This window comes from Actinomadura nitritigenes, from assembly GCF_017573545.1.
Taxonomy (GTDB): domain Bacteria; phylum Actinomycetota; class Actinomycetes; order Streptosporangiales; family Streptosporangiaceae; genus Spirillospora; species Spirillospora nitritigenes.
The window spans coordinates 103,646-128,287 of record NZ_JAGEOK010000007.1; the positions used below are offsets into that span (position 1 = coordinate 103,646).

At 74.3% G+C, this 24,642-nt stretch carries 24 protein-coding genes; 14 read left to right on the forward strand and 10 right to left on the reverse strand.

The window, feature by feature from the left end; all coding sequences use genetic code 11:
- Nucleotides 1–7 precede the first annotated feature (7 nt).
- The 5 genes from J4557_RS12075 to J4557_RS12095 all read right to left on the reverse strand — a co-directional run bounded on the left by J4557_RS12075 (nt 8) and on the right by J4557_RS12095 (nt 14,229).
- Entirely contained in the window at nt 8–829 is an 822-nt protein-coding gene (locus J4557_RS12075) for an alpha/beta fold hydrolase (RefSeq protein WP_208266589.1), read from the reverse strand.
- Nucleotides 822–1,103, reverse strand: a complete 282-nt coding sequence (locus J4557_RS12080; RefSeq protein ID WP_208266590.1) for an acyl carrier protein — start codon at nt 1,101–1,103, stop codon at nt 822–824. The genes J4557_RS12075 and J4557_RS12080 overlap by 8 nt, the downstream gene beginning before the upstream one ends.
- Nucleotides 1,100–5,350: a beta-ketoacyl synthase N-terminal-like domain-containing protein gene (locus tag J4557_RS51635; protein WP_208266591.1), complete on the reverse strand. Its 4,251-nt coding sequence runs from the start codon at nt 5,348–5,350 to the stop codon at nt 1,100–1,102. The genes J4557_RS12080 and J4557_RS51635 overlap by 4 nt, the downstream gene beginning before the upstream one ends.
- Nucleotides 5,347–12,897: a type I polyketide synthase gene (locus J4557_RS12090; protein ID WP_208266592.1), complete on the reverse strand. Its 7,551-nt coding sequence runs from the start codon at nt 12,895–12,897 to the stop codon at nt 5,347–5,349. Before J4557_RS12090 ends, J4557_RS51635 begins: the two co-directional genes overlap by 4 nt.
- Nucleotides 12,898–13,146: 249 nt before the next feature.
- Nucleotides 13,147–14,229 (reverse strand): alpha/beta fold hydrolase, encoded by a 1,083-nt coding sequence (locus tag J4557_RS12095; protein WP_307799693.1) that lies wholly within the window; start codon nt 14,227–14,229, stop codon nt 13,147–13,149.
- 295 nt (nt 14,230–14,524) lie between these two features.
- Between J4557_RS12095 and J4557_RS12100 the strand changes: the two genes are divergently transcribed.
- Nucleotides 14,525–15,388, forward strand: a complete 864-nt coding sequence (locus J4557_RS12100; RefSeq protein ID WP_208266594.1) for a tyrosine-type recombinase/integrase — start codon at nt 14,525–14,527, stop codon at nt 15,386–15,388.
- A gap of 218 nt (nt 15,389–15,606) precedes the next feature.
- Here the strand turns inward: J4557_RS12100 and J4557_RS12105 are convergent, their stop codons facing one another.
- The 5 genes from J4557_RS12105 to J4557_RS12125 form a co-directional block, all read right to left on the reverse strand.
- On the reverse strand, nt 15,607–15,813 hold the full coding sequence (locus J4557_RS12105; protein ID WP_208266595.1) for a hypothetical protein: 207 nt from the start codon (nt 15,811–15,813) through the stop codon (nt 15,607–15,609).
- A gap of 4 nt (nt 15,814–15,817) precedes the next feature.
- Nucleotides 15,818–16,141 (reverse strand): hypothetical protein, encoded by a 324-nt coding sequence (locus J4557_RS12110; protein WP_208266596.1) that lies wholly within the window; start codon nt 16,139–16,141, stop codon nt 15,818–15,820.
- A 3-nt stretch (nt 16,142–16,144) separates the two neighbouring features.
- Nucleotides 16,145–16,393, reverse strand: a complete 249-nt coding sequence (locus J4557_RS12115) for a helix-turn-helix transcriptional regulator (RefSeq protein WP_208266597.1) — start codon at nt 16,391–16,393, stop codon at nt 16,145–16,147.
- A gap of 123 nt (nt 16,394–16,516) precedes the next feature.
- Complete coding sequence (locus J4557_RS12120) at nt 16,517–16,924, reverse strand: hypothetical protein (RefSeq protein WP_208266598.1); 408 nt, start codon at nt 16,922–16,924, stop codon at nt 16,517–16,519.
- Nucleotides 16,924–17,226, reverse strand: a complete 303-nt coding sequence (locus J4557_RS12125; protein WP_208266599.1) for a hypothetical protein — start codon at nt 17,224–17,226, stop codon at nt 16,924–16,926. Before J4557_RS12125 ends, J4557_RS12120 begins: the two co-directional genes overlap by 1 nt.
- Nucleotides 17,227–17,301: 75 nt before the next feature.
- Here J4557_RS12125 and J4557_RS12130 point away from each other — a divergent pair, with 75 nt between their 5' ends.
- The 13 genes from J4557_RS12130 (at nt 17,302) to J4557_RS12190 (ending at nt 24,634) form a co-directional block, all read left to right on the forward strand.
- Nucleotides 17,302–17,445, forward strand: a complete 144-nt coding sequence (locus J4557_RS12130; RefSeq protein ID WP_208241976.1) for a hypothetical protein — start codon at nt 17,302–17,304, stop codon at nt 17,443–17,445.
- The gene (locus J4557_RS12135; RefSeq protein WP_208266600.1) at nt 17,433–18,095 is read left to right on the forward strand and encodes a hypothetical protein; all 663 of its coding nucleotides are present in this window, start codon (nt 17,433–17,435) and stop codon (nt 18,093–18,095) included. The genes J4557_RS12130 and J4557_RS12135 overlap by 13 nt, the downstream gene beginning before the upstream one ends.
- Nucleotides 18,073–18,807 (forward strand): hypothetical protein, encoded by a 735-nt coding sequence (locus tag J4557_RS12140; RefSeq protein WP_208266601.1) that lies wholly within the window; start codon nt 18,073–18,075, stop codon nt 18,805–18,807. Before J4557_RS12135 ends, J4557_RS12140 begins: the two co-directional genes overlap by 23 nt.
- A 72-nt stretch (nt 18,808–18,879) precedes the next feature.
- Complete coding sequence (locus J4557_RS12145; protein ID WP_208266602.1) at nt 18,880–19,260, forward strand: hypothetical protein; 381 nt, start codon at nt 18,880–18,882, stop codon at nt 19,258–19,260.
- A gap of 10 nt (nt 19,261–19,270) precedes the next feature.
- Entirely contained in the window at nt 19,271–20,446 is a 1,176-nt protein-coding gene (locus J4557_RS12150) for a hypothetical protein (RefSeq protein WP_208266603.1), read from the forward strand.
- 2 nt (nt 20,447–20,448) lie between these two features.
- Nucleotides 20,449–20,826: a hypothetical protein gene (locus J4557_RS12155; RefSeq protein ID WP_208266604.1), complete on the forward strand. Its 378-nt coding sequence runs from the start codon at nt 20,449–20,451 to the stop codon at nt 20,824–20,826.
- A gap of 114 nt (nt 20,827–20,940) precedes the next feature.
- Nucleotides 20,941–21,225, forward strand: a complete 285-nt coding sequence (locus J4557_RS12160) for a hypothetical protein (protein WP_208266605.1) — start codon at nt 20,941–20,943, stop codon at nt 21,223–21,225.
- Complete coding sequence (locus tag J4557_RS12165; protein ID WP_208266606.1) at nt 21,225–21,380, forward strand: hypothetical protein; 156 nt, start codon at nt 21,225–21,227, stop codon at nt 21,378–21,380. Before J4557_RS12160 ends, J4557_RS12165 begins: the two co-directional genes overlap by 1 nt.
- Nucleotides 21,380–22,234, forward strand: coding sequence for a hypothetical protein (locus J4557_RS12170; protein ID WP_208266607.1), 855 nt, complete (start codon nt 21,380–21,382; stop codon nt 22,232–22,234). Before J4557_RS12165 ends, J4557_RS12170 begins: the two co-directional genes overlap by 1 nt.
- A gap of 6 nt (nt 22,235–22,240) precedes the next feature.
- Nucleotides 22,241–23,059 carry a hypothetical protein gene (locus tag J4557_RS12175; RefSeq protein WP_208266608.1) on the forward strand — a complete coding sequence of 273 codons (819 nt, stop codon included), beginning with the start codon at nt 22,241–22,243 and terminating at the stop codon, nt 23,057–23,059.
- A 7-nt stretch (nt 23,060–23,066) separates the two neighbouring features.
- On the forward strand, nt 23,067–23,447 hold the full coding sequence (locus J4557_RS12180) for a hypothetical protein (protein WP_208266609.1): 381 nt from the start codon (nt 23,067–23,069) through the stop codon (nt 23,445–23,447).
- 6 nt (nt 23,448–23,453) lie between these two features.
- A complete protein-coding gene (locus J4557_RS12185; protein WP_208266610.1) occupies nt 23,454–24,071 on the forward strand; it encodes an NlpC/P60 family protein in 618 nt (205 codons plus the stop codon).
- On the forward strand, nt 24,071–24,634 hold the full coding sequence (locus tag J4557_RS12190) for a hypothetical protein (protein WP_208266611.1): 564 nt from the start codon (nt 24,071–24,073) through the stop codon (nt 24,632–24,634). Before J4557_RS12185 ends, J4557_RS12190 begins: the two co-directional genes overlap by 1 nt.
- The last annotated feature ends 8 nt before the right edge of the window (nt 24,635–24,642 follow it).

Consider the following 24,642-nt stretch of genomic DNA (forward strand, 5'->3'; position numbering starts at 1 on the left):
CGGCCCTTCACCGGGCACCTCCGGCGGCGGTGACGTTGACGCGGGTGCCCGCGTGGTGCGCCAGCCAGGGCAACATGACCTCCAGGAGTTCGGCGGTCCCGTCGCGCAGCACGGTGTGGGCGTGGCCGGTCATGACGTGCAGCGTGCAGCCGGGGACGGTGCGCAGCAGCAGCCGCCCGGCCTCGGCGAGGCCGGAGTGCTGCCCGTACACGGCGAGCACGGGGCAGCGGACGGCGGCCAGCTCGGCGGGGCGGACGGGTTCGGTGCGGGCCAGGTCGTCGAGCAGGGTGGTGCGGTTGACGAGCGCGTCGGCGGCGGCGACCTGCCGGCCGGTCCTGCGCCATCCGGCGGCGAGGAGCTGGTCGGCGAGCCGCTCGTACTCCAGGCCCAGCGCGGACGCGGTGAGGGCGTTGAGCAGGCCCTCGGCCCAGCCGTCGTGCTCGGCGGGACCGTACGCCTCGATGAGCACGAGCCCGGCGATCCGGTCGGGCCGGGCGAGGGCGGCCTTCAGCGCGATGACGCCGCCGAAGCCGTTGGCGACGAGGTGGACGCGGTGGTGGCCGAGCGCGTCGAGGATCCCGAACAGGTCCGCGACGGCGTCGTCCGCGCCGTGGCCGTCCGGGGTCAGTTCGGACCGGCCGTGCCCGCGCAGGTCGTACAGGACGGCGTGGGCGCCGGCCTCCGCGACGGGCCCGGCGATCGTGTAGTAGAAGCTCGACAGGTTGTCGAGGACGAGCCCGTGCAGGAACACGGCGACGGGCGCGCCGGGCGCGGGCGGGCCGATGGTCTGCACGTGGAAGCGGACGCCGCGGACGGTGACGTCAGGCATGGGCGGCCTCCGTGGCGGCGATGTGGTCCACCAGGTCGCCGACCGTCAGGTCCATGATCTCGTCGAGGTCCATGCCGGCGATGAACGCGGCGAGGTCGACGCCGTCGCCGTAGTGGTCCCGCAGCTTGTCGGCGAGGGCGACGAACTCGATGCTCTCCAGTCCGAGGTCCTCGTTGAACGAGGTGTCGCGGCCGATCTCCACGTCGAGCAGGAAGTCCTCCCCCACGACCTCGGCCAGCATCCGGACGACCTGCGTCAGGGCGTCGTCGCTCATGTTCGGCTCTCCTCCATGTCGGTTCCGCCCGCCGTGACCGTCCAGGCCACGACGTGTCCGTCGAGCTCTCGCGTCCCGACCTCGGTGACCGTGCCGCCGCCGGTGACCAGCAGGCGCTCGGCGTCGGACGCGGTGACGGCGGGTTCGGGGTGGCCGGCGGGCAGGGCCTGCAGGGCGGCCTGCTTGGCGGCGCGGACGCGGGCGTCCGTGCCGCCGGACGCCAGGCCGATGCCCGCGGGCTCGCCGGCGGGCCGTGCCAGCGCGACGCCGAGGTCGGCGTCGCAGGCGATGGCCACGGCCAGGTCCTGGTCGAAGGGCCCGGTGACGGCCGGGTGGTGCCCGGTGCCGTCGCGGACGGTCAGCTCGGCGGGGAACAGGGGGCCGTGGCCGTTGCGCCACAGCCAGTCCCGGACGGCGTCCTTCGCGGCGATGCGCCCGAGCAGCCACGGGCCCTGCGCGAAGCCGGGGAGCCGCTCGTACTCGGCGCGCTCCGCGGCGCACAGGTACTGGCGCATCACGAGGTCGCGGGAGGCGGTGCCGTCCCAGCGCTTGCGGGCGAGGCACCAGCCGCCGTCCTGCGGTTCCCCCATGCCGGACACTTCGGGGGTGAACTTCATCCGCCACAGGGCTTCGTCGGTGTAGAAGCGGTGCGCGGTCCATCCGTCGACGCGCGCCCACAGGGTTCCGTCTTCGCGGACCATCTCGACGGAGCAGCGCAGGGTGGTGTCCGTGAGCGACTCGGCCCACACGGTGGTCTCGAGGCGTTCTCCTGCGGACGGCGGCGGGCCGTACAGGGAGACGCGTTCGATCCCCACGGGGAAGACGGTCTGGTCCTTCTCCCCGTACACCTGGATCCAGTGGCCGCAGAGCTGCCCGGCGCTGTCGATGAGCGCGCCCGGGGTGGGCAGGGACGTCAGGACGCCGCGCACGCCGTCCTCCGCGAGCGCGGTCACCTGGGTGACGCCGCGGAACAGCGGGCCGTGGAACATCCAGCGTTCCTCGTAGAGCCGCTCGGCGGAGACGACGGGCGGGCCCTCCCCGGTCAGCGGGGTGCGGTCGGGCGGGGGCGGGGCGATGTGGCGCTCGGCGAGCAGGACCGTCCCGTCGGTGTGGCCGGGGATGACGACCTTGACCCGGCGCGGACCGGTGCCTCCGCCCTCGACGAGGTGGGCGCGGATGGCGGCGCTGGTCGGCGGGGCCGCCACGACCCACCGGACGGCGCGGACGGACTCGAACCCGACCACGACCGTGTCGGGCAGCAGTTCCCGCGCGGTCGCCGCCATCACCTCCAGCAGCGTGGCCAGCGGCACGATCGGGAACCGGTCCGACATGTCGGGCCAGTCGGGGGGCTGCGGGAAGAGGCAGTGGTCCGCGAGGTACGGCATCGCCTCCAGCGAGAACACGCGGGAGATCACCAGCTCGTCCGCCGGGGCGGACGGCGCGTCCTCGGAGGAGGCGGGCGCCGCGCCCCCGCCGAGCGCCTCCAGGACGCTCTGCGCGCCGGTCGCCGCGTCGTTGAGCAGCGCCTCCAGCTCGGCGAGCACCGGATCGTCGGCCGGCAGCGACGGCACCGCCGCGCCGCCCGGCCGGATCGGCGGCACCGCGCCGTCCAGCCTGACCAGCGGCGTCCCGAGGTCCAGCCGCATGCCCGCCGACGCCGGCGGCGCCGGGGACGCCCCGTACCCCTCCGCCCACAGCGCCGCGACGACCCGCCGCAGCTGCGCCATGCCGTCCCGCTTCGGGACGTTCACCGCCATCGCGAGGTGCTCGCGGGCGCCGAGCCGGTCGCCGACGAATCCCGTCAGGCTGCCCGGCCCGATCTGCACGAACGCCCGCACGTGCGCCGTCCCGTACAGCTCCTCGACCAGCTCGCTGAACCGCACCGGCTCCAGCAGGTGCCGCGCGACCAGCTCCCGCACCGCGTCCGCGCCGCACGGGAACGGCGCGGCCGTCGTCCCCGACCACAGCGGGAAGCGCGGCTCGCGGATGTCCAGGGCCTCGAACGACCGCTGCACCTGCTTCTCGTACGCCTCCGCCAGCGGCGTGTGGAAGCCGGTGCGGAACGGCAGCTCCCGGCCGAGGACGCCCTCGGCCGCCAGCCGGCCCAGCACGTCCCGGACGTCGTCGGGCGGCCCGCAGATCACCGACTGGTGCGGGCAGTTGTCGTGGCTGACGTACAGGCCGGGCCGCCCGGCGATCGCCTCCTGCGCGCGGTCCGCGCCGCAGCCGAGCGCCCCGTACAGCACGTCGGGGACGTCCGGCCCGTCGCGGCCGAGGGCCCGCACGAACGCGTCCACGGCGGCCGGGTCGTACATCCCCGCGACGATCATCGCGGTCCACTCGCCGAGGCTGTGGCCGGCCGCGACGTCCGGTTCGACGCCCAGCTCGGCGAGCGCGGCGGCGAGCAGCCGGCCCACCGCGATCACGTCCGCCGCGTGGCCGGGCAGGTCGGTGCGGCCCGTCGGCTCCGGCTTCGGCATCCCGAAGTGCTCGGCGACGTCGTCCACGCGCGGCTCGAACGCCGGCTCGAACCCCGGGAACAGGAACGCCAGCCGCCCGCCTTCGGCGAGCAGGGGACGCGGGGCGAACCACACGTCGCTGCGTCCCCGCCACGGCGTCCCCCGCTGGACGACCGCCCGCGCCAGGTCCAGCCTGCGCGCGGTCGGCCCGACGATCGCCAGGCGGACCGGCAGGTCCGGCGGGCTCTCCCCCGCGCGCGCGAGCAGTTCCTGGTCGGGCACCGCCAGCAGCGCCGCCAGCTCGTCGGCGGTGCGGGCGGCCAGCCTCAGCACGCCCTCCTCCGACCGCGGCGCGTCCAGCCGCCTGCGCCTGCGCGCCCGCCCCGCCGGAGGCTCCTCCAGGATCACGTGCGCGTTCGCGCCGCCGAACCCGAACGCGTTCACCACCGCGCGGCGCGGACCGTCCGCCGGCCGCGCCCACTCCGCCGCCTCCCGGACGACCCGCAGCCGCCCCCCGTCCAGCGCCGGATGCGGATCGTCCACGTGCAGCGTCGGCGGCAGCACCCCGTCGCGCACCGCGCACGCCGCCTTGATCAGCCCCGCCATCCCCGCCGCGGGCATCGCGTGCCCGATCATCGACTTCACCGTGCCGAGCCCGACCGGCGGGCCGTCCGTCCCGAGCACCCGGCGCATCGTCGCCAGCTCCGCCTCGTCCCCTGCCGGCGTCGCCGTCCCGTGCGCCTCCACCAGGCCCAGCGCGCCCGCCGCCCGCGGGTCCAGGCCCGCGTCCCGCCACGCCCGCTCAACGGCCAGGACCTGCCCGTCCACCAGCGGGCTCATGATCCCGGCCGCCCGCCCGTCGCTGGACGACCCCGTCCCGACCACCACGGCGTGGATCCGGTCGCCCGCCCGCACCGCGTCCCGCAGCCGCTTCAGCAGCACCACCCCGGTGCCCTCCGCCAGCAGCGTCCCGTCGGCGGCCCTGTCGAACGGCCGGATCGTCTCGCTCGGGCTCAGCGCCCGCAGCTGGCTGAACACGCTCCACACCGTCGCGTGGTGCGCGTGGTGCACCGCTCCCGCGAGCATCGCGTCCGCCTCGCCGCTCCGCAGCGCCCGCACCGCGTGCTCCACCGCCAGCAGCGACGACGCGCACGCCGCGTCCACCGTGTACGCCGGACCGCGCAGATCGAACCGGTTCGCGATCCGCGCCGCCGCGAAGCTCGGCACCAGCTCCACCGACGCGTCCGGGCCGTCCGGCCCGACCCGCTCGCAGAACGCCCGCCGGATCTCCTCCAGCCGGTCCGCGCCCAGCTCCGGCAGCAGCTCCGCCAGCACCCCGGCCACCTGGTGCGACGTCCGCACCCGCTGGTCGAACCGCGCGACCCCCGGGGTGATGTAGCCGCCCCGGCCGATCACCACCCCGACCCGCGTCCGGTCCGGCAGCCGATCGTCGCCGCCCGCGTCCGCGATCGCCTCCGCCGCGGCCCGCAACGCCATCAGCTGGTCCGGCTCCATCCCCGGCACCGACGCCGGCGTGATGCCGAACCGCGCCGGATCGAACGTCGCCAGCTCGTCCACGAACCCGCCGCGCCGGCAGTAGAACCGGTCGCACTCCGGCGGCCGCCCGTACGCGTCCGGGTCGTAGTACAGCGCCGGATCCCAGCGGCCCGGCGGCACGTCCGTGATCGCGTCGATGCCCGCCAGGACGTTGCGCCACAGCTCCGCCGCCGAACCGGCCCCGGGGAACACCGCCCCGGCGCCCACGATCGCGATCGGCTCCCCCGTCACCGGACCGTCCCGGTGAACACGACCTGCGTCTCGTCCCCGTGCGCGATCTCCCGCAGCAGCGCCGCCACGCCCGCGTCGGGATCGATCAGGCCGATCCCGCGCCGCCCGTACTCGCGCGCCAGCTCCGGCGACACCATGCCGCCGCCCGCCCACGGGCCCCAGTCCGCCACCAGCACCCGGCCGCGCAGCCGCGTCCGCCACACGTGCGCGAGCGTGTCGCACGCCTCGTTCGCCGCCGCGTAGTCGGCCTGCCCCCGGTTGCCGTGCACGCCCGCGACGCTGCCGAACACGACGAAGAAGCCGACGTCGGGCCTCACCGCCGCCGCGAGCGCCGACGCGCCGTCCACCTTCGTCCGGTACACCCGCTCGAACGACTGCGGCTCCTTGTCCCGGACGAGCCGGTCCTCCACGACGCCCGCGCCGTGGACCACCCCGTCCAGCCGGCCGTGCCGCAGATACACCCGCTCCACCACGTCCCGGACCACCCGGGGCTCGCGCACGTCGCCCGCGTGGTAGCGGACCGACGCCGCGTGCTCCTTCAGCGCGTCCAGATTCGCGCGGATCTCCCGCTCGGCCAGGATGCGCCGCACCGTCGCCTCGATCTCCGCGGGCCGGCGCCCGCCCTGCGCGACCAGCGCCCGCCGCAGCCCCGCCTCGTCCGGGACGTCCGGGAACGACGCCGGGCCCACCGGCTCCAGCGTCCGCCCCATCACCTCGATGTGGCAGCCGGTCGTCCGCGCCAGCTCCAGCGCGGTGCGCGCGGTGACGCCCCGCGCGCCCCCGGTCAGCAGGACGACGCCGTCCGGTCCCAGCGGCACCCGCGCCTCGCCGCGCAGCTCCACCGGCACGACGCGCATCGTGTGCCGCAGGTCGCCCTCATGGCCGACGACCACGGGGCCCCGGGCGTCCAGCAGTTCGGCCAGGATCCGCGACGCGATGGCCCGCGGCGTGTCCTTGGTGTCGACGTCCAGCGCCCTGACCAGCGTGTCCGGGTACTCCTGCGCGACCGTCGCGGCGAGGCCGCGCAACCCCGCGCCCGGCCCCGGGTCACCGATCCCGCCGCCGTCGAACGCGCGCCCGAACGTCCCGCCGGCCCCGCTCGCCAGCACCAGCCACCGCAGCCCGCCCACCAGCGCGGCGCGGATCCCCGCGTACGCGTCCGGCAGCACGGCCGTCGCGCCCGGCCGGAGCGCCGCCAGATGCACCAGGCCGTCGCACTTCCCGTCCACGTCCAGCGGCGTCCGCGCCCGCGCCCCGTGCCGCTCCAGCAGGTCCGCCAGTTCCAGCGCGACGCCGCACCCGTCGTCGACCACCACGAACGTCCGCCCGTCGAACGCCGTCCCGGTGTCCGCCGGCACCGGCAGCGCCTCCAGGTCCGCCGTCCTCACCACCTGCCGGACGACCCGCCGGGCCCGCTCCCCCGACGGCCGGACCCGCCCGGCGAGCACCCTGCGCGCCCCCGTCGGCTCCCCGTCCCGCCCGGCGGCCCGCTGCGCGGGCGTCCCGCCGAGCCCGAAGGGGCCCGCCTGCGCGTCCTCCCCGCCGAGCGCGGCGACCCCGTCCCCGCCGAGCCGCACGACCTCGACGGCCGCCTCCCCGGCGGGCCGCCGATCCGGGGCGTCCTCGCCGGCCGCGTCGGCCTGCGCCTCGCCGGCGGGCGCGTCCTCCCGGCCGCCCGAGCCCTGCGCCTCGGGCCTCCGGGCAGACGGCACCCCGGCCTGGTTCCCGGCGCTACCGGCCCGGACGTCCGCCGGTTCCTCGGCCGCCTCCGAGGCCCCTTCCGCAGACGCCGCCGCATCCTCCTCGCCCGAGGGAAGCTCCGCTCCCCGGCCGCCCGCACTCCGAGTCGCCGCGCCCGACGGCCGCTCGGTCGCACCGGCCCGCTCACCGCCGCCCTCGGAGACGGGCGCGGCGGTGCGCGCCCCTCCTCGTTCCGTGGGCGCACCGGCGGCACTGCTCACCGCCTTGCCGGCACGGGCCTCCGTGCTCGACGTCTGCTCCAGCGCCTCGGTCGTTCCGGCCGCGGCTTCCGGGGCCGTGGAACGTGGGGCTCCTGCGATCGAGGGCGTCTCCGCATCGCGGGACGCGCCCGGTGGCTGGTCGGCCGGTGCCGGTGTCGCCGGGCGGGTGCGGGGTTCGGTGCCGCTCGCGGCCTCGGCGTGCGGCGCCTTCGGGGAGATCTCCGGATCGCGGGGTTTCGCGGGCCGGGGTGCCGTGTTCGCGGGCCGTTCGGGCCCGCCGGGGAGGGGCGCCGCCTGGGGCGGGACGGCGGGGCGCTGCGGGCCCTGCGCCGACGGCAGGCGGGTGCGGAGGCAGTCGACGATGTCGGCGATCGTGGTGAGGCGGGCGAGCTGCTCGATGACGGCGTCCGGGGCGGTGAGGCCGAGGCGCTCGGTGACCTCGCCGATGATGACGGTGCGCTTGATGGAGTCGATGGACAGGTCGGCCTCGAGGTCGAGGTCGGCGCCCAGCGCGGACTCGGGGTAGCCGGTGCGGGCGCTGATCACCGCCAGGACGGTGGCGTGGACGTCGCGGGGCGGTTCGGGCGCGGCGGAGCGGAGGGGCAGGGTCTCGCCGGGCAGGACGGGGCGGGGCGCCGGGATCGGCGCGGGCGGCACGCCCGGTCCGGCGGGCTCGGCGCCGAGGTGGCGGAGGATGACCTCGCGCTGCGCGGCGATCAGTTCGCGGCCGGCGCGCAGGTACTCCAGGACGGCGGTGTCGGAGCCCGCCGGGCGGGCGGGCGCCGCGGCGGGGACGCGCTCGGCGGGGCGGAGCGCGCCCGCCGGGTAGCCGCCATCGGCGGTGCGGACGAGGTGGCCGTTGACGGTCCAGCCGGGCGCGGCGGGGACGGACCCGGGGTCGAGGACGCGGGCGTCGCGCCCGGCGAACAGCGGCAGCGGGTCGACGGGGACACCGGCGGCGGCGAGCTCGGCCAAGGCGTGCAGGAGCCGTTCGACGGAGCCGTCCTCGGCGGCGTCGCACGCGACGGCGGTGTGCGGGCGGTCGCCGAGGATGCGGCGGGCGAGGCCGGTGAGGACGCGTCCGGGTCCGGCCTCGACGAAGGTGCGGGCGCCCGCCTCGTACATCGCCTCGATCTGCTCGACGAACCGGACGGGCGCGGCGATCTGCCCGGCGAGGGTGGCGGCGAGCTCGGCGGGATCGCTGTCGTAGGGGGCGGCGGTGGTGTTGGACCAGACGGGAAACGCGGGCGAGCGCAGATCGCGTCCGGTGAGGGCGGTGCGGAGGGTGCCGGACGCGGCGGCGACGAGGGGGCTGTGGAAGGCGCAGGCGACCGGGAGTCGCTCCGCGGCGAGGCCGCGCTCGGCCAGGACGGCGAGGGCGCGGGCGACTCCGGCGGTGGTGCCGGACACGACGACCTGGTCGGGCGCGTTGTGGTTGGCGACGACGATCTCGGAGACGCCGGAGACGGCCTCCCTGACCTGCCGGAGCGGCGCGGCGACGGCGGCCATGGCGCCGGGGTCGGCGCCCGCGGCGGCGAGGACGGCCTCGGCGCGGGCGGCGCTGAGCTCGATCATGTCGGTGTCGTTGAAGACGCCGGCGGCGCAGAGCGCGACGAGTTCGCCGTAGCCGTGCCCGGCGGCGAGGTCGGGGTGCACGCCGACGGCGGTGAGCAGGCGGTGGACGGCGAGGCCGGCGATGCCGAGGGCGGGCTGCGCGACCCGGGTGTCGGCGAGCGCGTCGCGCTGCCGGCGGGCGTCGTCGGGGCCGAACGCGGCGGGCGGGAACATCGCGGGCGCGTAGCGCCCGCCGGCGAGGCGGAGCAGGCGCTGCAGGCGGGGGAAGGCGACGAAGAGCCCGGCGAGCATGCCGGGCCGCTGGCCGCCCTGCCCGGGGAACAGGAACGCGACCTGCCCGGGGTCGCCCGACCTGCGGACGTGCACGCCGGGCGCGCTGCGGAACTCGGCGGCGGCGGCGAGCTTGGCGCGCAGGTCGTCGAGGCCGGCGGCGACGACGGCGACCTGGACGCGCCCTTCGGCGGACGCGCAGGTCCGCGCGAGGTCGCGCAGCCGGACGGACGGCGCGTCCAGCAGCCGCCGGAGCCGCGCGATCTCGGCGCGGGCGGCGGTGCGGTCGGCGCCGCGGACGAGGAACAGTTCGGCGGGCCATTGGGCGAGGCCGGACACCGGTTCGGGGCCGCCGTCGTAGCCGGCGAGGACGGCGTGGAAGGTGGCGCCGCCGACGCCGGAGCCGCTGAGGCCGGCGTACCGGTCGCCGGGGCGGGCGGCCCATGGGCGCGCGGTCGTCCCGAACGCGAGCGGCCCGTCCGGATCCCAGGCGGCGTTCGGGCTGGTGAGGTGCAGGGTGCCAGGGAGGACGCCGGTGTGCAGGGCGTACGCGGTCTTGACGAGCCCGGCGAGCCCGGCGGCGCACCTGGGGTGGCCGATCTGCGACGTGACGGAGCCGAGCGCGACGGAGCCGGGCGCGGCGGCGGAGAACGCGGCGGTGAGGGCCGCGAGCTCGGTGCGGTCGCCGGCCTCGGTGCCGGTGCCGTGCGCCTCGACGAGCCCGACGTCGGACGGGCGGACGCCGGCGCGCTCGTAGGCGCGGTCGAGGGCGAGCCGCAGTCCTTCGGCGCGGGGCGCGGTGAGGCCGGGGGCGCGGCCGTCGCCGGCCCCGGCGACGGACTTGACGACGGCGTAGACGCGGTCGCCGTCGCGTTCGGCGTCGGCGAGCCGCTTCAGCACGACGCAGGCGACGCCCTCGCCGAGCGCGATGCCGTCGGCGGCGGCGTCGAACGGGGCGCAGCGGCCGGACGGCGACAGCGCGCGGCCGGCGGAGAACATCAGATAGTCCCGGATGCCGTTGTGCACGTCGGCGCCGCCGCACAGCACCATGTCGCTGCCGCCGGTGACGAGTTCCTTGCAGGCGGCGTCGAGGGCTGCGAGGGACGCGGCGCACGCGGCGTCGACGGTGTAGTTGGCGCCGCCGAGGTCGAGCCGGTTCGCGATGCGCCCGGCGATGACGTTGGTGAGGACGCCGGGGAAGGAGTCCTCGGTGGGCTCGGGGAGCTGCTCGTCCAGCGCGGGCGGGACCTCGCCGTAGTAGGACGGCAGGGCGGCGCGGAGCCCGTAGGCGGTGGCGAGCTCGCTGCCGCCTTCGGCACCGAAGAACACCGAGGTTCGCGACCGGTCGAACGGGCGGTCGGCGTATCCGGCGTCCTTCAGCGCGCGCGCCGCGACCTCCAAGGCGAGGAGCTGGGCCGGCTCGATGCTGCCGAGCGCGCTGGGCGGGATGCCGTAGGCGAGCGCGTCGAACGGGACGTCCGGCAGGAACCCGCCCCACTTCGACGGGGTCTTGCCGGGCTCGGACGGGCCGTAGTGGATCGCCGGGTCCCAGCGTTCGGCGGGCACCTCGGTGACCGAGTCGACGCCGCCGACGATGTTCGCCCAGTAGGCGTCGGCGTCACGGGCGCCGGGGAAGACGCAGCCGATACCGACGATCGCGATGTCGGCGGGGCGGGCGGCGGTGGGCGCGGAGGCCCGGTCCCCGGCGATGCCGAGCTCGGCGGCGCGCGCGGCGAGCAGCGCGGTGGCGCCGTTCGTGACCTCTTCGTGCAGGGCGGCGGCGGTGGTCGTGGAGGTGCGCAGGACCGCGACGTCCCCGATCATGTAGAGGCCCTCGGCGCGCTGCTCGTCGGGCCCGACGGGGGTGGAGCGGCGCAGGCCCTTGCCGGCGATGCGGAGCCGGCCGAGGTTGAGGCGTTCGAGCTGCCGCCACATGTCCTGGCGGGGCGTCCCGGCGGCCTCCAGCTCGCGGCGCGCCTCGGCGAACCGCTCGACGTAGGGGGTGCGGGCGCAGCGGGTCGCGTGCCCGGGCGAGGTCTCGAGCAGCGCCGTTCCCGCGCATTCGACGGCGGCCTTCTGGAAGCCGGGCAGGATCGCGCCCGCCGCGACGGCCTCGGCGGTGAACAGGTAGGCGGTGCCCATCAGGACGCGGACGTCGGCGCCGCGCTCGGCGAGCGGCCCGGCGAGCGCGGCGACCATCGCGGCGGACCGCGCGTCGTGGATCCCGCCGGCGAACATCACCGACAGCTCGGCGGGGTCGCCGCCGAACGCCATGAGCCGCTCGACCTGCGCCTCCCACAGCGGGAAGCTCGCGCGCGGCCCGACGTGCCCGCCGCACTCCCGCCCCTCGAAGACGAACTTGCGGGCGCCCTCGGCGAGGAACCGCTCCAGCAGGCCGGGCGACGGGACGTGCAGGTACGCGCTGACGCCCGCGTCCTCCAGCGACGCGGCCTGCGCGGGCCGCCCGCCGGAGACGATCGCGTACGGGGGCGCGGCCTCGCGGACCGCGGCGAGCTGCGCGTCGCGGACCTCCGGCGGCGCGAACCCGATGACGCCCACGCCCCAGGGCCTTCCGGCGAGCCGGTCGGCGGTCTCGCGCAGCAGCGTCCGCACCCGGTCCCCGTCCATCAGCGCGAGCGCCAGGAACGGCAGGCCGCCCTCCTGCGCGACGGCCGCGGCGAACGCCGAACGGTCGCTGACCTGCGTCATCGGCCCCTGGACGACCGGGTACTCGGGACCGTCCGGCGTCTGCCGGGACGCCAGCGGCGCGGCCTGCACGGCGGCCCGCAGGTGCTCGGCGATCCCCTCGCGGACGGCCTGGACGACGCCGCCGGCGGTGCGGTGCCGGGCGGCGAGCGCGGCGGCGAGCGGCGCGTCCTGCCCGGCCGGCAGCAGCCGCGACCGCAGCCCCGTCGCGCCGAGCCGCGCGTTGACCTCCGCCGGGGTGAGGTCGGCGAGCCCGATGTCCGGGAGGTCGGGGCGCGTGTAGACGCGGTGGCCGTGCACGACGCGGGTCTCCGAGCCGTCCATCGCGGTGAGCGCGGCGGCGACGTCGGCGGGCAGGTCCATCTCCCGGACGAGCGCGAGCTGCACGTCCAGCACGACGCCCGCCGCTCCCCCGGCGACGGCCGCGGCGGCGGTGTGCGGGCCGATGCCGCCGGCGGCGAGCACCGGGACGTCCACGGCGTCGTCGGCGAGCAGCCGCTGCAGGAGCACGAACGTGGTGAGGTCGCCGACGCGGCCGCCCGCCTCGCGGCCCCGGGCGATGAGCGCGGTCCCGCGGGTGCCGGGGAAGCCGCCGGCGACCGGCAGCACCGCGGCGGCCTCGGCGGCGTCCACGACCTCGACCAGCAGCCGGCGCCCGCGCGCGAACCCGGCGATGTCCAGCGAGTCGTCGGCGAGCAGCGCCGGGGCGTCGAACAGCACGGTGTCGACGGCGTCCGGCAGCTCCTGCGGGCGGACCCGGCAGCCCGCCGGGACCCGCACCCCGAACCGGCCCGCCCACCAGCGGCGGACGTCGGCGAGCGCGGCCAGCGCCGGCTCCCGGTCGGTGCCGAGGTCGAGGACGCCGTGCCCGCCGGCCCGCGCGACGGCCACCGCGACGTGCGGCGCGGGGCGGCCGAACGGCGTGACGCCGACGATCTCCGTCCCCGGCCCGGTGCCGGGCGCCCGGCGGTCCGGGCCGTCCTGGACGGTCCTCGCCTCGTCCCTGTCCGCCGCCGTGCCCCTGTCCGCGGCCATGCACTGCCCCCCGACGCGTCCCGCGCGGCCCGGCCCGGCGACCGCGCGGCTGGTGACCCTCGCTCTCGATGACGGTCGGCAACACTACGGTCAGTGAGCAGCCGAGCGCGGAGGCGACACACCCGGGGACGCACTGATGGCGGCACCGCAAAGGACTTTGGACGCTTCCTTGGTCTGCGGAAGACCCGCCGCCGCCCCGACCGGGCGGTCAGCCAGGGCGGTCAGGCCGGGAGGCTCCGGCCCCGGGGACTAGCCGGTGACGGCGGGCGCGCGGCGCTGCCGGCGGATCCCGTGCCGGACGGTCCCCTCGTCCAGCCAGCGGTCCAGGTGCGCCCACGTGGTCGCCCGCGCGGACCGCCCGGTCAGCACGTCGAGGTGGCCGCCGGAGGCGACCTCGAACCGCACCTTCGGCGCGCCCGGCAGCAGCCGGATCAGCGGCAGGACGGACCGGACCGGCGCGACGCCGTCGCCGCGCCCCGCGATGGCCAGAACCGGCACGCCGACACGGCGCAGGTCGACCCGCCGGCCGTCGATGTCCAGGACGCCTCCGGCCAGCGCGTTCTCTCGGAAAATGGCGCGGTGAATACGTCGCGCGGCGCGTCCGGAGAATCCGGGAACGGTATCGGTGAATTGATCGACGGCTTCTATCTGGGCGAGGAGATCGGCATTGTCGAGGTGGATCAGCGTCCGATAGGGGCGGAGCAGCCCTGTGTCGATTCCGGTCGCCCGGCGGACCCGTTTCACCAGCGCGCCGGGGACGCCGCCGAACGGCGTGCCGAACACCTCCGCCGCGGCGGCGCGGGCGAGCCCCGGCCACGGCGGCGGCGCGGGCAGGCGCGGCGCGGGCAGGCGCACGGGCAGCCGCGCCGCGCGGACGTCGACCGGCGCGGCGATCGCGGCGATGGACGCGATCGGCAGGCCCGGGTCGTCGGCGGCGGCGAGCAGCGACACCACCCCGCCCAGGCACCAGCCGACGAGCTGGACCGGCTGCCCGCCCGCGTCGAGGCTCACCGCGCGGATCGCGTCCGGCAGCAGGTCTCGGACCCATTCGCGCAGGCCGGCGTCCCGTCCGGCGCGGCCGTCGGCGTCGGCGCGGGCGGGGTCGAGCAGGTAGCTGCGCCGTCCCGCGCGGACGACGTGCTCGGCGAGGCTGCATCCGCGGCGCAGGTCGTAGCAGCGGGCCGGCGCGGCCGGCGGCGGGACGAACAGCACCGGCGGTCCGGCCGGGACCACCCCCTCCGGCGGGCGGTAGCGCAGCACCCCGCGGGCCTCTGCGCCCTCCACCGGGTCGGCCGGCATCGGCCGCAGATCGGCGAGATGACCGTGCCGCACGAGTTGGAGGGCATTGGCAACGGCGTCGCGCGCGCCTCGCGGGGAGAGGATCATTTCGCCATTATCCAACCGTCCTGACGGAGCACGGCGCGAGGCCATTGACCAAAGGCGGCCCGTCGCCCTTCACCGCATTACTACACTGGTCAGCGGCGCCGGGGGATCTCCGGCTCGTGAAGCGCGTGTTAAATCGTCTTATCTGTGGCCACTTGCGGCCTGACCTGGACCGTTGCAAGGATCCGGCCGAAACTCGCACCATGACGGACGGTAGGGACAACAGGGGCCTGAGGGGGACGAGTTGGACCATGAGCCCGTCATCGAGGAGTTCGTCCGGTACCTGTCGCTGCAGGGCCGAAGCGCGCACACGAAGCGGCTCTACCGCGGCCGGCTACTCGACATCGCCGCGCGCATCGCGCCGCGCTCGCTGCTGGAAGCGACGCCCGCCGACCTCGAGGCCTGGCGCGCTTCCCTGACCGTCGCGGACATCAGCATCGTCGCCTACGTCGCCGGCGTCCGCGTCTTCTACGCCTGGCTCACCGCGGCCGGGCGCATCGCCCATAACCCCGCGCTCACCATCCCGACGCCGCGGCTTGGCCGCCGACTCCCCCGCCCGATCGGCGACGACGACCTGCAGATGGCCATCTTGCACGCGGTCGGCCGCGTGCGTGCCTGGCTGGTCCTGGCCGGGTACGCCGGGCTGCGCTGCTGCGAGATCGCGACTCTTCGACGCGATGCGATCTACGAGCACGCAGCCGACCCTTACATGATCGTTCTGGGCAAGGGCAACAAAGAACGGGCCGTCAATATGTCGCCTTATGTCTGGACCGAATTGAAGCTGTACGGCCTACCCCGAAAAGGGTGGGTCTTCCCGCGACTCGATGGAAAGATCGGGCACACGCCCGCCGGAAGCGTCACCCGGTACGGGAACCTCCACCTTCACGACTGCGGCATTGACGAGACGATGCACCAGCTCAGGCACCGATTCGGGACGGTCGGCTACCAGGAAACCCACGAGCTGCGCGAACTGCAGGAACTCATGGGACACGCCCGGCTCGACACCACCGCCGGATACGCCGCTCACTCCCGACGCCGCGCTGCCGCGCTGGTCAACGCCATTCAGCCGAAGCCGGTCACGCTGCAGGTGGTACGGAACATGAACTGAACCGCTGGTAATGGATCAAGCGAAGGGGTAGAAATGCCGTACATCGAGTGCCAGTCCTGCAGAGGCTCGGGAACGGTGTCCGTCCCCCGGACGGACAAGAACGGCAAGACCGTCTACGTGAGCGAGAACTGCAAGGCCTGCCGAGGGTCAGGGGTGATTCCGATGAGCGAGAGCGCGCAGACGTACCCGTGCCCGTGGTGCGATGCCGGCTACCTCGATCAGCCGACGATGATGCTCGTCGGCGGGACCATGACCAGCGGCACGGGCAGGATCGTGACCGGCATGGCGCCGCGCACCTGCAAGGCCTGCAACGGCACCGGCCGGACGTCCTGCGCGCCCGGGACGCCTCCGGTCCCATAGATCCGGGCGACCGCGCTGACACCGGCGCGCGCGGTCCCCGCACCCCGGGACCCCCGGACGGCCATCCGATCACTCGTCCGGGGGTCCTGCTTTGTCCGGCCGGGCCGCGTGCTGCAGCTCGGCGAGGATCCGGCCGGACGCGAGGTCGGCCGGGCGCCAGATCGCCCAGTCCTCGCCCGCGGCGAGGAGCGCGTCCCCGATCGCCCACTGCTCCGGCCGGACGCCGCCGTGCGCGCTCTTGAGCTCGCGCCAGAGCACCGTCCGGCCGATGATGATCCAGTCCGGTAGGCCGCGGGTCATGCCGCGCGCGTCGGGCACGTGGAACGCGCGCAGCATGAGCCCGTGCTCGACCAGGAGCCGCCGCACTTCCCGTTCGAGCTCAGGCTCGTTCATGCCTTACGCCTCCGTGATGAAGTCGTCCATGTCGGCCGCTGTACGCCCGCCGTCGCCGGCGCCCTGGTCCTGCAGCTCGGCGAGCCACAGGTCGAACGTGATCTTGTGGACCCGGACCAGGCTGCGCCCGAAGCGCACGGCGCCGGGCAGCTGACCGGTGTTGACCATGCGGTAGATGGTCATCTTGGACACGCCCATGCGGTCGGCGACCTCTTTCGCCGTGTAGTAGTCCGCGGGCTTGGATTGTTCCATGTTCTGCCCCTTTCGGGCGTGACGCGTGCGCATATGCGTGAATGCTGGGCCGGGGCAATTTGCCGGGCTAATTTAGCCCGGCCGGCGGAAAAAGGCCCCATATACGCGCCTGGGCGCGCGCTGTTACTGGTAGCCGTCCCAGAACCCGGCCTTCTTCTTCCCCTTCGGCTGCGGTGCGGGCTCGGGCGCCGGCGCGACCGGCTCGGGCTCGGGCGCCGGCTCGACGACGACCGGCTCCGGCTCGGGCGCCGGCTCCGGCTCGGGCGGCGCGATGCGCTCCAGAACCTCGCGCATGCCGGCGATCTCGCCTTCGAGCCTGGCCACGCGCCCTTCCTGCCAGATCTCTTCGGCCTGGACGTTGATGCGCGCGAGCTCGACGTCGCGTTCGGCTTCGATCTGGGCCACCTCGACGTCGGCGGCCGCGGTCGTTTCGGCGACCTCGGTCGCGGCCTCGGCGACCTCCGCCGTCTCGGCGACGTCGTCAGAGATCGGGATGTACTCGCCGTTCGGGCCGTGCGTGTGCCGGTCCATCAGTTCCCCTTCCTGCGCGGGTTGTACGGCCAGCGCGAACGGTCGTCGCCGTGCTTGTTCAGGACGTGCGCCCGGCCATCCTGCTTGGAATGCACGGCGTAGCGAAGCGTGAAGGTGCCGTCCTTCTGCCGCTCGGCGTTGCAGTGCAGCGACACGCCGTGCAGTTTCGCCGCGTTGAACAACCCGCGCCGCATGTCTATGACTTCGGCTTCTGCGACTTCTGTTAGCTCTAGTTCCTTGTCGTAGCCGATTTGGATCGCGGCGCGAACGAATGCCAACGCCTGTTGCGTATGCGCCGCCACGTTCTTCCAGTGCGGGGACGGTCCTCGCGGCATTGCCCACCTCGCTTTTTCGCGTCCTGAAGTTATGGTAGATACGTGAACCCGCTGAAGAACACCCGCGACACGATCGAACGCGTGGGCGAACGAGTTTCGTCGGGTCTGATAGCGGTCGCCGCGGTCGCGATTTGCGCCGTGGTGCTGGGCCTGGTCGCGATCGGAGTTGCGTTGTGCCGAAGCTGAAGACGCCGGACGGCGAGGAACTCACGGTCGACGACATCGAGCGCAGGTTCAACAAGGCGATGGCCGCGCCCGAGCCCGACGAGCCGGTCGCGCCGGCGCCGCAGCCGAAGGACGCCGGCGACGGCCAGGAGCCCGCCGCGCCCGCGCCGTCGCCGGACGACGCGCGGCACACCCGGACGCGCACGGCGAAGGCGCCGCGCGGCGGCGGCCGCGGTGCGCCGAAGCGGTCGGCGAAGGCCTCGCCGGCGGCGGCCGCGCCCGCGGTCGGGACCTACGTCCAGCCGGTCGCCGAGAGCCTGCAGGGCCTCACCATGGCGGCCGCCATCATGCCCGTGCCCGGCGAGCTCGGCGTCCGGCTGCGCCTGCAGGGCTCGGTCATCGGCGACCACACCGCCGGGCTGGCCCGGGCGCTCGACCTCGCCGCGTGCAACAACGCGGTGATCCGCCGCGGTGTGGAGTCGCTGACGATGGGATCGGCCGGGTGGGTGCTGCCCGCGGTGATGGCCGTGGTGCCGTTCGCGATGGCGTCCGCCGCGGTGTGGCGCGCGCCCATCGATGAGAACGCGACCGCGGCCGCGGACGCGTTCAGCGAGAGCGTGCGCGCGCAGCTGGTGGAGGCGGCCGCCGGTGGCCAGGGTCCTACGGCTTGACCGCGGCCGGTTCCTCCGCCAGTACTGGCACTACCGGCCCGGCGAGCACGTCGTCGCGTTCGGTCCGACGCAGCGCGCGGGCAAGTCGTGGCTGCTGTTCCAGCTGCTCGCCTCGACCCTGACCGGCGACCACAAGCGCGACCCGCGCGCCGTCGCGTTCTGCATGAAGCCCGGCGACGCTACGGTCTCGCGCTGGTCGGAACACCTCGGGTTCCGGGAGGTCGCGCACTGGCCACCGGCGCCGACGCCGTGGAGCCGCCCGGCCGGGTACACGCTGTGGCCGCGGCACACGATGGATCCGGACGTGGACAACCCGCGACTGCGGGCGGAGTTCCGCGCGGGCATCCTGGACGGCTACAAGCGCGGCAATTCGATCCTGATGCTGGACGAGATCTACGGCATCGTGGGCGAGCTCGGCCTCACCGATGAGCTGCTGGCCGTGCTGACGCGTGGTGGCGGTGTGAAGTGCGGGGCGTGGATGGCGACACAGAAGCCATCAGGGACTCAGAAGGCACCATTGCCCGGTTTCGTTTTCAACTGTCCGACGCATTTCTTTCTGGCGCCCGACAACGACAAAAAGAACCGGGAACGCTACGGGCAACTCGCGGGAGGAATTGACCCGCAGGAAATAGAACGGCACGTACTGACCTTAGAGCGCTACGAGTTCCTTTACATCAATGCCGCCGGGGAAATGGCCATTCTCGGCCCGTAGAGGTGTAATGGGAATGTGCATGACCTGAACTGCCCGAACACGGGCGCGCCGCATTCGGATGCGGCGAAGAGGGTGGCTGACACCTACAACCTTCACCGCGCGGCGATCGGCGACGACGCGATCGGGCAATGGTTCGCGGTCCGGCTGCAGGACGGGGACAGCGACGGGGAGCTCTACGCGACCCGCCGCGACGCCGTCCGGCACCAGCACCACAACGAGGCGTTCTACGCGTTCGTGTGCATCGCGCCGTGCTCGATGAGCCCGTGCGAGGCCGAATCGTTCCTGGCCACGAACCGGACGGCCTACGACGCGGGGATGAGGCTGGCCGACCCGGACCACCGCGCCGGCGGCCGCGAGCTGATCCCGCGCGTGACGGTGGAGGACCAGCGCGCGCAGGTCGGTGCGCTGCTGGGGCGCTGCCGCCCGACGAACCTGATCCTTCCGCGAGCGTGAGGAGACACGCGTGACCACTCCCACAGCGGCGAGCACGGCGACCAAGCCGGCTCCCGGCCAGAGCGGCGGAGGGCAGGCGCCGCCCCCGGCCGCATGGCCCTTTCCCGTCGGCGTGTACGAGTCCGACGTGCAGGACTACGACCAGTCCGTGGTGCAGACCACGTCGGCGCAGCAGATGCCGCTGTGGAACATCAGCCCGACGGGCTGGCTGCGGGGCGTCTGGTTCGACTTCACGATGACGGTGACCGGGCAGGCCACCAACAGCGTGTCGTACTCGGGCGACAACCCGTTCAGCGTCATCCAGAAGTGCACCCTGTACGACCTGGGCGGCGAGGTCGTCCAGCAGTACACGGGCTACGACTGGATGGTGATGAACAAGTTCGGGGGCTACTTCAACGTCGGCGACCCCCGCGCGGACATCACCTACTCGGCGACGACCGGCACCGGCGCCACCGCCGGGTCGTTCCACTTCGTGCTGTTCATGCCCCTCGAAGTGGTCGCGCGGGACGCGCTCGGCACCGTGCAGAACGAGTCCAAGCCCGGCTGGAAGGTCGAGATCTACATCGACTCGCAGGCCAACACCTACAACCAGGTGCCGTCCGTGCAGGGGACGCTTCGGCTGCGCGGCTACCCGAGCTCGTACACCGAGCCCGCGGCCGCGGCGCCGTCCGGCCGCGCGTTCGCGCAGACGCCGCCGCTCCCCGGCACGCTCCAGTACTGGAAGAGCGAGTCCGACACCGAGCCCGCCGGCAACGCCTACTACGACCTCACGAACGGCATCGGGTTCCCGATCCGCAACATCATCTACAAGATCATGACGACGTCGCGGTCCGCCGGGGACGCCAACTGGCCCGACCCGTTCCAGCTGCTCATCGGTAACGTCCAGCTGAAGAACCTCGGCAAGAACGCCTACCTGTCCAAGCTCGGCCGGGACTTCGGCCTCACCTCGGCGACGGCGGACACCGCGCTCGGACGGGAGAACGGCGTCTTCCCGATGTACTTCACCCGCGACTTCACCAACGCGCCCGGCGCCGAGGTCCGGTTCAAGTACCTGGACACGCAGGTGAACACCCTGCTTCGGCTCCAGGGCAGCTTCGGGGCCGCGGTGACGGTGTACGCGCAGGTGAACTGGCTCGCCACGCCGTCCAAGAACCGGTACGCGCTCATCGCAGGCGGAGGTAGCTGATCATGTCCGAGGACACCGCCCAGAACGTCCAGGACGAGCGGGACGAGCGGGACGAGGCGCCGGCGAGGCCGGAGCGCGCGCCCGGCGAGGTCGACATGGCCGCGCTGCAGTCGGCCAAGCGCGAGGCGTCCGAGCCGCTGGAGACCGCCCGGGACGTGCCGGTGTGGGAGCGCGACGACGCCCCGGCCGGGTCCACCGCGTCCAGCCTGATGGTGTACGAGCGCGGGAAGGCGGTCCGGGTGTCCGGCCCGACGCACTACGCGCACCTGGCCAACGGCCGGGTCGTCGCCGGCTACTCCGGCGGCACCCACCACACCGAGCCGGGAGAGAACGGCGGCCCGGACAAGATCTCGCGCATCGTCGCGATCCACGAAGGGTGAGGACCCGATGAGCAAGAACGTCATGTACGCCGTGCTGTTCCTCGCCGGCGTCGTCCTGGCCGACCGCGTGCGGTCGCTCCCGGTGCTGTCCAAGCTCCCGACCGTCTGACCGCGATGGAGTCGCGCGCGGCCGGGCTCGTCATCGCGGCCGGCGGAATCGCCGTCGCGAACGACGCGCTGTTCGCGCCGCTCGCCGGTGGAGAGCCGCCCTGGAAGACGCTGAACTGGCGGCTCTTCCCGGCGACCGCGATCCTCGCGCTGGCCCTGGCCGGGCTGGAGAAGCTCGCGCCGTCCTTCGCGGTCGGGCTGGCCGGGCTGACGGTCGCCGCCGTGATCATCGTCCCGTACGGCAACGCCAAGCCGCCGCTCGACAACGTCCTGAAAGTGATGGGGTACTGATGAGTGTCCTGCAGAAGTGGCTGTCCGGGCTCATCGGCCTGGGCGCCCTGTACCTGGTGGTGTCCAACCCGAACGGCGTCTACAAGGCCGGGCAGGCGATCCGGAACATCGTCGGCGGCACCGAAGCCGACATCATCAGCGGCGGGAAGCGCTGATGGCCGGGCCTCAGGGACTCACCGGGCTGTCGCCGGTCCTGGGGTCGATCACGCTGCAGCCCGAAGCCACTCCGGAGCAGCGGCTCGGCGACCCGGCCGACGTCCGGCACGGCCAGGAGCTCGTTGCGCCGCTCGCCGCGACCGGCTACCCGTGGGAGGTTCTCGCCGGCGTCGTCGCGCCGAAGGGCCCGTTCGGGGCCGAAGCACAGCTGATCGGGCAGGCGCAGGGCTGGCCGGACCCGCACGGCACCGGCAACCAGGACCCGACGTTCGACCGGACGCCGCGGACGCACGCGGCGCCCTGGCCGAAGGGCGTGGAGCAGTCGACCGACCCAGACGCGACCGCGCGGCAGCTCATCCAGAGCCGCGACATCCACGCGTCCGACACCGGCGCGTCCGGGAAGATCCGGACCACCATCGCCGCCCTGCAGGACCGATGGGCCGAGATCTGGACGGTGACCCCAGGCACCTCGATCCAGGAGGCCGGAGGCGACCAGCAGAAGAGCGCGGCCGGCGGCTACGGCACCACCGACCGCGTCACCAGCTTCGCGCGGCAGAACGCCTACGGGTTCGACGCCGCGCACGCGCACCGCCGGTACTCCACCGGTTCCATCCCGGGCAACTACCTGTGGATGAAGCCCGGGGGCAGGCCGATGGTGAAGAGCCAGCCGGGCCCGGCGCGGCCGCCGGTCGGCGAGGTCTCGCCGTTCACCGGCCAGGACCTCGCGCAGAGCTACGGCGTGCAGGGCGCCGTCCTGCAGGACGACGCGACCGAGTACCAGGCGCCGCCGGAGCCCTACCTCGCGCCCGACTACGGCCCGGGCGGCGACCCGGCGCCGGTGAGCTGGTGGTGATCGGCGATGGCTGACACGGTCAACATCCCGGGCCTGGGCCCGACGAAGAAGTCGACGGCCTACATCCTGGGCGGCGCCGCCGTCCTGGTTGTCATCGTCGCGTGGTATCGGTCCCGGAACGCGCCGGCGAGCTCGTCGACGAGCAGCTCGTCGACGGGCGCCGGCGGGAGCGGCGACGCGATCGACCCGGCCACCGGGTACGTCTACGGCTCGGCGGAGGACACCGCGGCGCTGGGGTCGCAGGGCTCCTACCTGGGCGCCGGCTACTACGGCGGGAACGGCTCGAACGTCTCGACGATCTCGACCACCAACGGCTACACCACCAACGCCCAGTGGTCGCAGGCCGCCGAAGACTACCTGGTCAACACGGTCGGTGCGGACGCGAACACGGTCGGGAACGCGCTGGGGAAGTACATCACCGGGCAGGCCCTCACGCCCGACCAGGTCGGCATCGTCAACCAGGCGATCGCGTTCACCGGCTACCCGCCGCAGAACGGCCCGACCGGCTACCCGCCCTCCTACAAGACGTCGAACGAGCCGCCGCCGGCGACGACGCCGACCGGCCCGCCGGCCGCGGTGACCGGGCTGAAGGGGACGGCGTACCGCGAGCACGTCGACCTGACGTGGAACGCCGTCCCGCAGGTCGCCGGCTACATCATCTACGCCGACGGGATCCGCAAGACCAACAACGTCTACACCAACGAGCACGTGTGGAACCTGAAGCCCAACACCGTGCACCGGCTCGAAGTGCAGCCGTTCCGGATCGTCAACGGCCAGGAGGTCACCGGGCCGAAGACCGGCATCAGCATCAGGACCAAGAAGTGAGGCACCGATGACGTTCAAGAGCGTTCTGTCGCCCGAAGGGTCGCTGGTTCTCGGCGCGACCGTCGCCGGCATGGTGTACGCCACCTACCAGCTGGACGTCGGGCCGGTGTCCTCGGTCGCGGCCACCGACGCCAACCACCCCGTGCTGGAGACCAGCCGCAAGAAGGCCGGCTACACCTCGCTGATCCTGGTGGGGGCGCTGGCGCTGCTGGCCCGGGACCCCAACATCGTCATCCTGGGCGGCGCGTCGATCATCGCGATGGAGGCGCACTACCGGCACGCGATCATGCAGCACCCCGAGACAGGGCAGATCCAGCCGCCGCCGGCGAGCTCCTACCAGCCGGCCGAGAACGTCGTCCCGCTGGACGTCCAGGCCGCGACGGGCTGACGCGCGATGCCGGTCAACCTGGTCGCGCTGGGCGCGATCGCGGCCGGCAGCGTGTTCACCTACGCGGGCATCAAGGGCCTGTCCATCCCGGACGCCGTGCAGGGCATCGTGCAGGGCCGCAGCCCGGCGACGCTCCCGCAGGAGTACGCCATCGACCCGCCGGTGAGCACACCGCCGGCGACCGGGTCGCAGGCCGTCGCCGGCGGCTCGGCGACCGGGCAGGCGATCGCCAATGACGCGCTGAAGTACAACGGGACCGGATACCACTGGGGCGGCCCGGCCGACAAGCCCGGCAACTGGGACTGCAGCTCGTTCGTCTCGTACGTGCTCGGTCACGACCTGGGCCAGCCGCTCCCGGGCGGGTCCTGGGGCGACCCGGGCATGCCGCCGCACACCCACGGCCCGACCACCACGTCCTACCGGGGGTTCGGCCGGGCGATCTCGCGCGGCGAGGTCGCCGCCGGCGACCTGATCGTCTGGCCGGACCACATCGGCATCGCGATCAACAACTCGACGATGATCAACGCGCGCAGCTCGACGACCGGCACGGGCCTGTCCAGCATCGACGGCACCACCCGATACTTCCATGGGACCGAGCCGGTCTACCGGCGGGTCGGTGTGTGATGGACGGCCCGGGCCTCGCCGCGATCGCGGTCGGCAGCGTGTTCACCTACGCGGGCATCAAGGGCCTGTCCATCCCGCAGGCCGTCCAGTCGATCGTCCAGGGCAAGAGCCCGGCCGACCTCCCGCAGACCGCGGCGATCGGCACGCCGACCAGCGCGGCCGGCGACGCCGGCACGTCGACGGGCGGCGACGGGCAGATCGTCCAGGGCGGCAGCGCGCAGGCCACCCTGCAGGCGACCGCGGCGACGTTCGGGTGGACCGGCGACCAGTGGCAGGCCCTGCAGCAGATCGAGATGCACGAGGCCGGGTTCAACCCGAAGGCCAAGAACCCGTCCAGCGGCGCGCTGGGCCTCGCCCAGGCGCTCGGGCACGGCAACGGCGCCGCGACGGCCGGGACGCTCGGCAACGAATACGGCGGCGAGGGCCTCACCGATGAGCAGGCGAAAGCCGCGAACTCCGGCGACGCCGGCGCGCAGGCCCTTTGGATGTGCAACTACATCAAGCATCGGTACGGCGACCCGGTGAAAGCCTGGTCTTTCTGGCAGGCTCATCACTGGTATTAGGGGGAAAC

Excerpts from the sequence above, each read along its gene's own strand:
- J4557_RS12160 (WP_208266605.1), top strand. The coding sequence starts at position 20,941 with ATGGAGTCGCGCGCGGCCGGGCTCGTCATCGCGGCCGGCGGAATCGCC.
- J4557_RS12090 (WP_208266592.1), bottom strand. The coding sequence starts at position 12,897 with ATGGCCGCGGACAGGGGCACGGCGGCGGACAGGGACGAGGCGAGGACC.
- J4557_RS12170 (WP_208266607.1), top strand. The coding sequence starts at position 21,380 with ATGGCCGGGCCTCAGGGACTCACCGGGCTGTCGCCGGTCCTGGGGTCG.
- J4557_RS12110 (WP_208266596.1), bottom strand. The coding sequence starts at position 16,141 with ATGAACGAGCCTGAGCTCGAACGGGAAGTGCGGCGGCTCCTGGTCGAG.
- J4557_RS12175 (WP_208266608.1), top strand. The coding sequence starts at position 22,241 with ATGGCTGACACGGTCAACATCCCGGGCCTGGGCCCGACGAAGAAGTCG.
- J4557_RS12105 (WP_208266595.1), bottom strand. The coding sequence starts at position 15,813 with ATGGCCGTCCGGGGGTCCCGGGGTGCGGGGACCGCGCGCGCCGGTGTC.
- J4557_RS12155 (WP_208266604.1), top strand. The coding sequence starts at position 20,449 with ATGTCCGAGGACACCGCCCAGAACGTCCAGGACGAGCGGGACGAGCGG.
- J4557_RS12120 (WP_208266598.1), bottom strand. The coding sequence starts at position 16,924 with ATGGACCGGCACACGCACGGCCCGAACGGCGAGTACATCCCGATCTCT.
- J4557_RS12115 (WP_208266597.1), bottom strand. The coding sequence starts at position 16,393 with ATGGAACAATCCAAGCCCGCGGACTACTACACGGCGAAAGAGGTCGCC.
- J4557_RS12190 (WP_208266611.1), top strand. The coding sequence starts at position 24,071 with ATGGACGGCCCGGGCCTCGCCGCGATCGCGGTCGGCAGCGTGTTCACC.
- J4557_RS12165 (WP_208266606.1), top strand. The coding sequence starts at position 21,225 with ATGAGTGTCCTGCAGAAGTGGCTGTCCGGGCTCATCGGCCTGGGCGCC.
- J4557_RS12075 (WP_208266589.1), bottom strand. The coding sequence starts at position 829 with ATGCCTGACGTCACCGTCCGCGGCGTCCGCTTCCACGTGCAGACCATC.
- J4557_RS12180 (WP_208266609.1), top strand. The coding sequence starts at position 23,067 with ATGACGTTCAAGAGCGTTCTGTCGCCCGAAGGGTCGCTGGTTCTCGGC.
- J4557_RS12080 (WP_208266590.1), bottom strand. The coding sequence starts at position 1,103 with ATGAGCGACGACGCCCTGACGCAGGTCGTCCGGATGCTGGCCGAGGTC.
- J4557_RS12185 (WP_208266610.1), top strand. The coding sequence starts at position 23,454 with ATGCCGGTCAACCTGGTCGCGCTGGGCGCGATCGCGGCCGGCAGCGTG.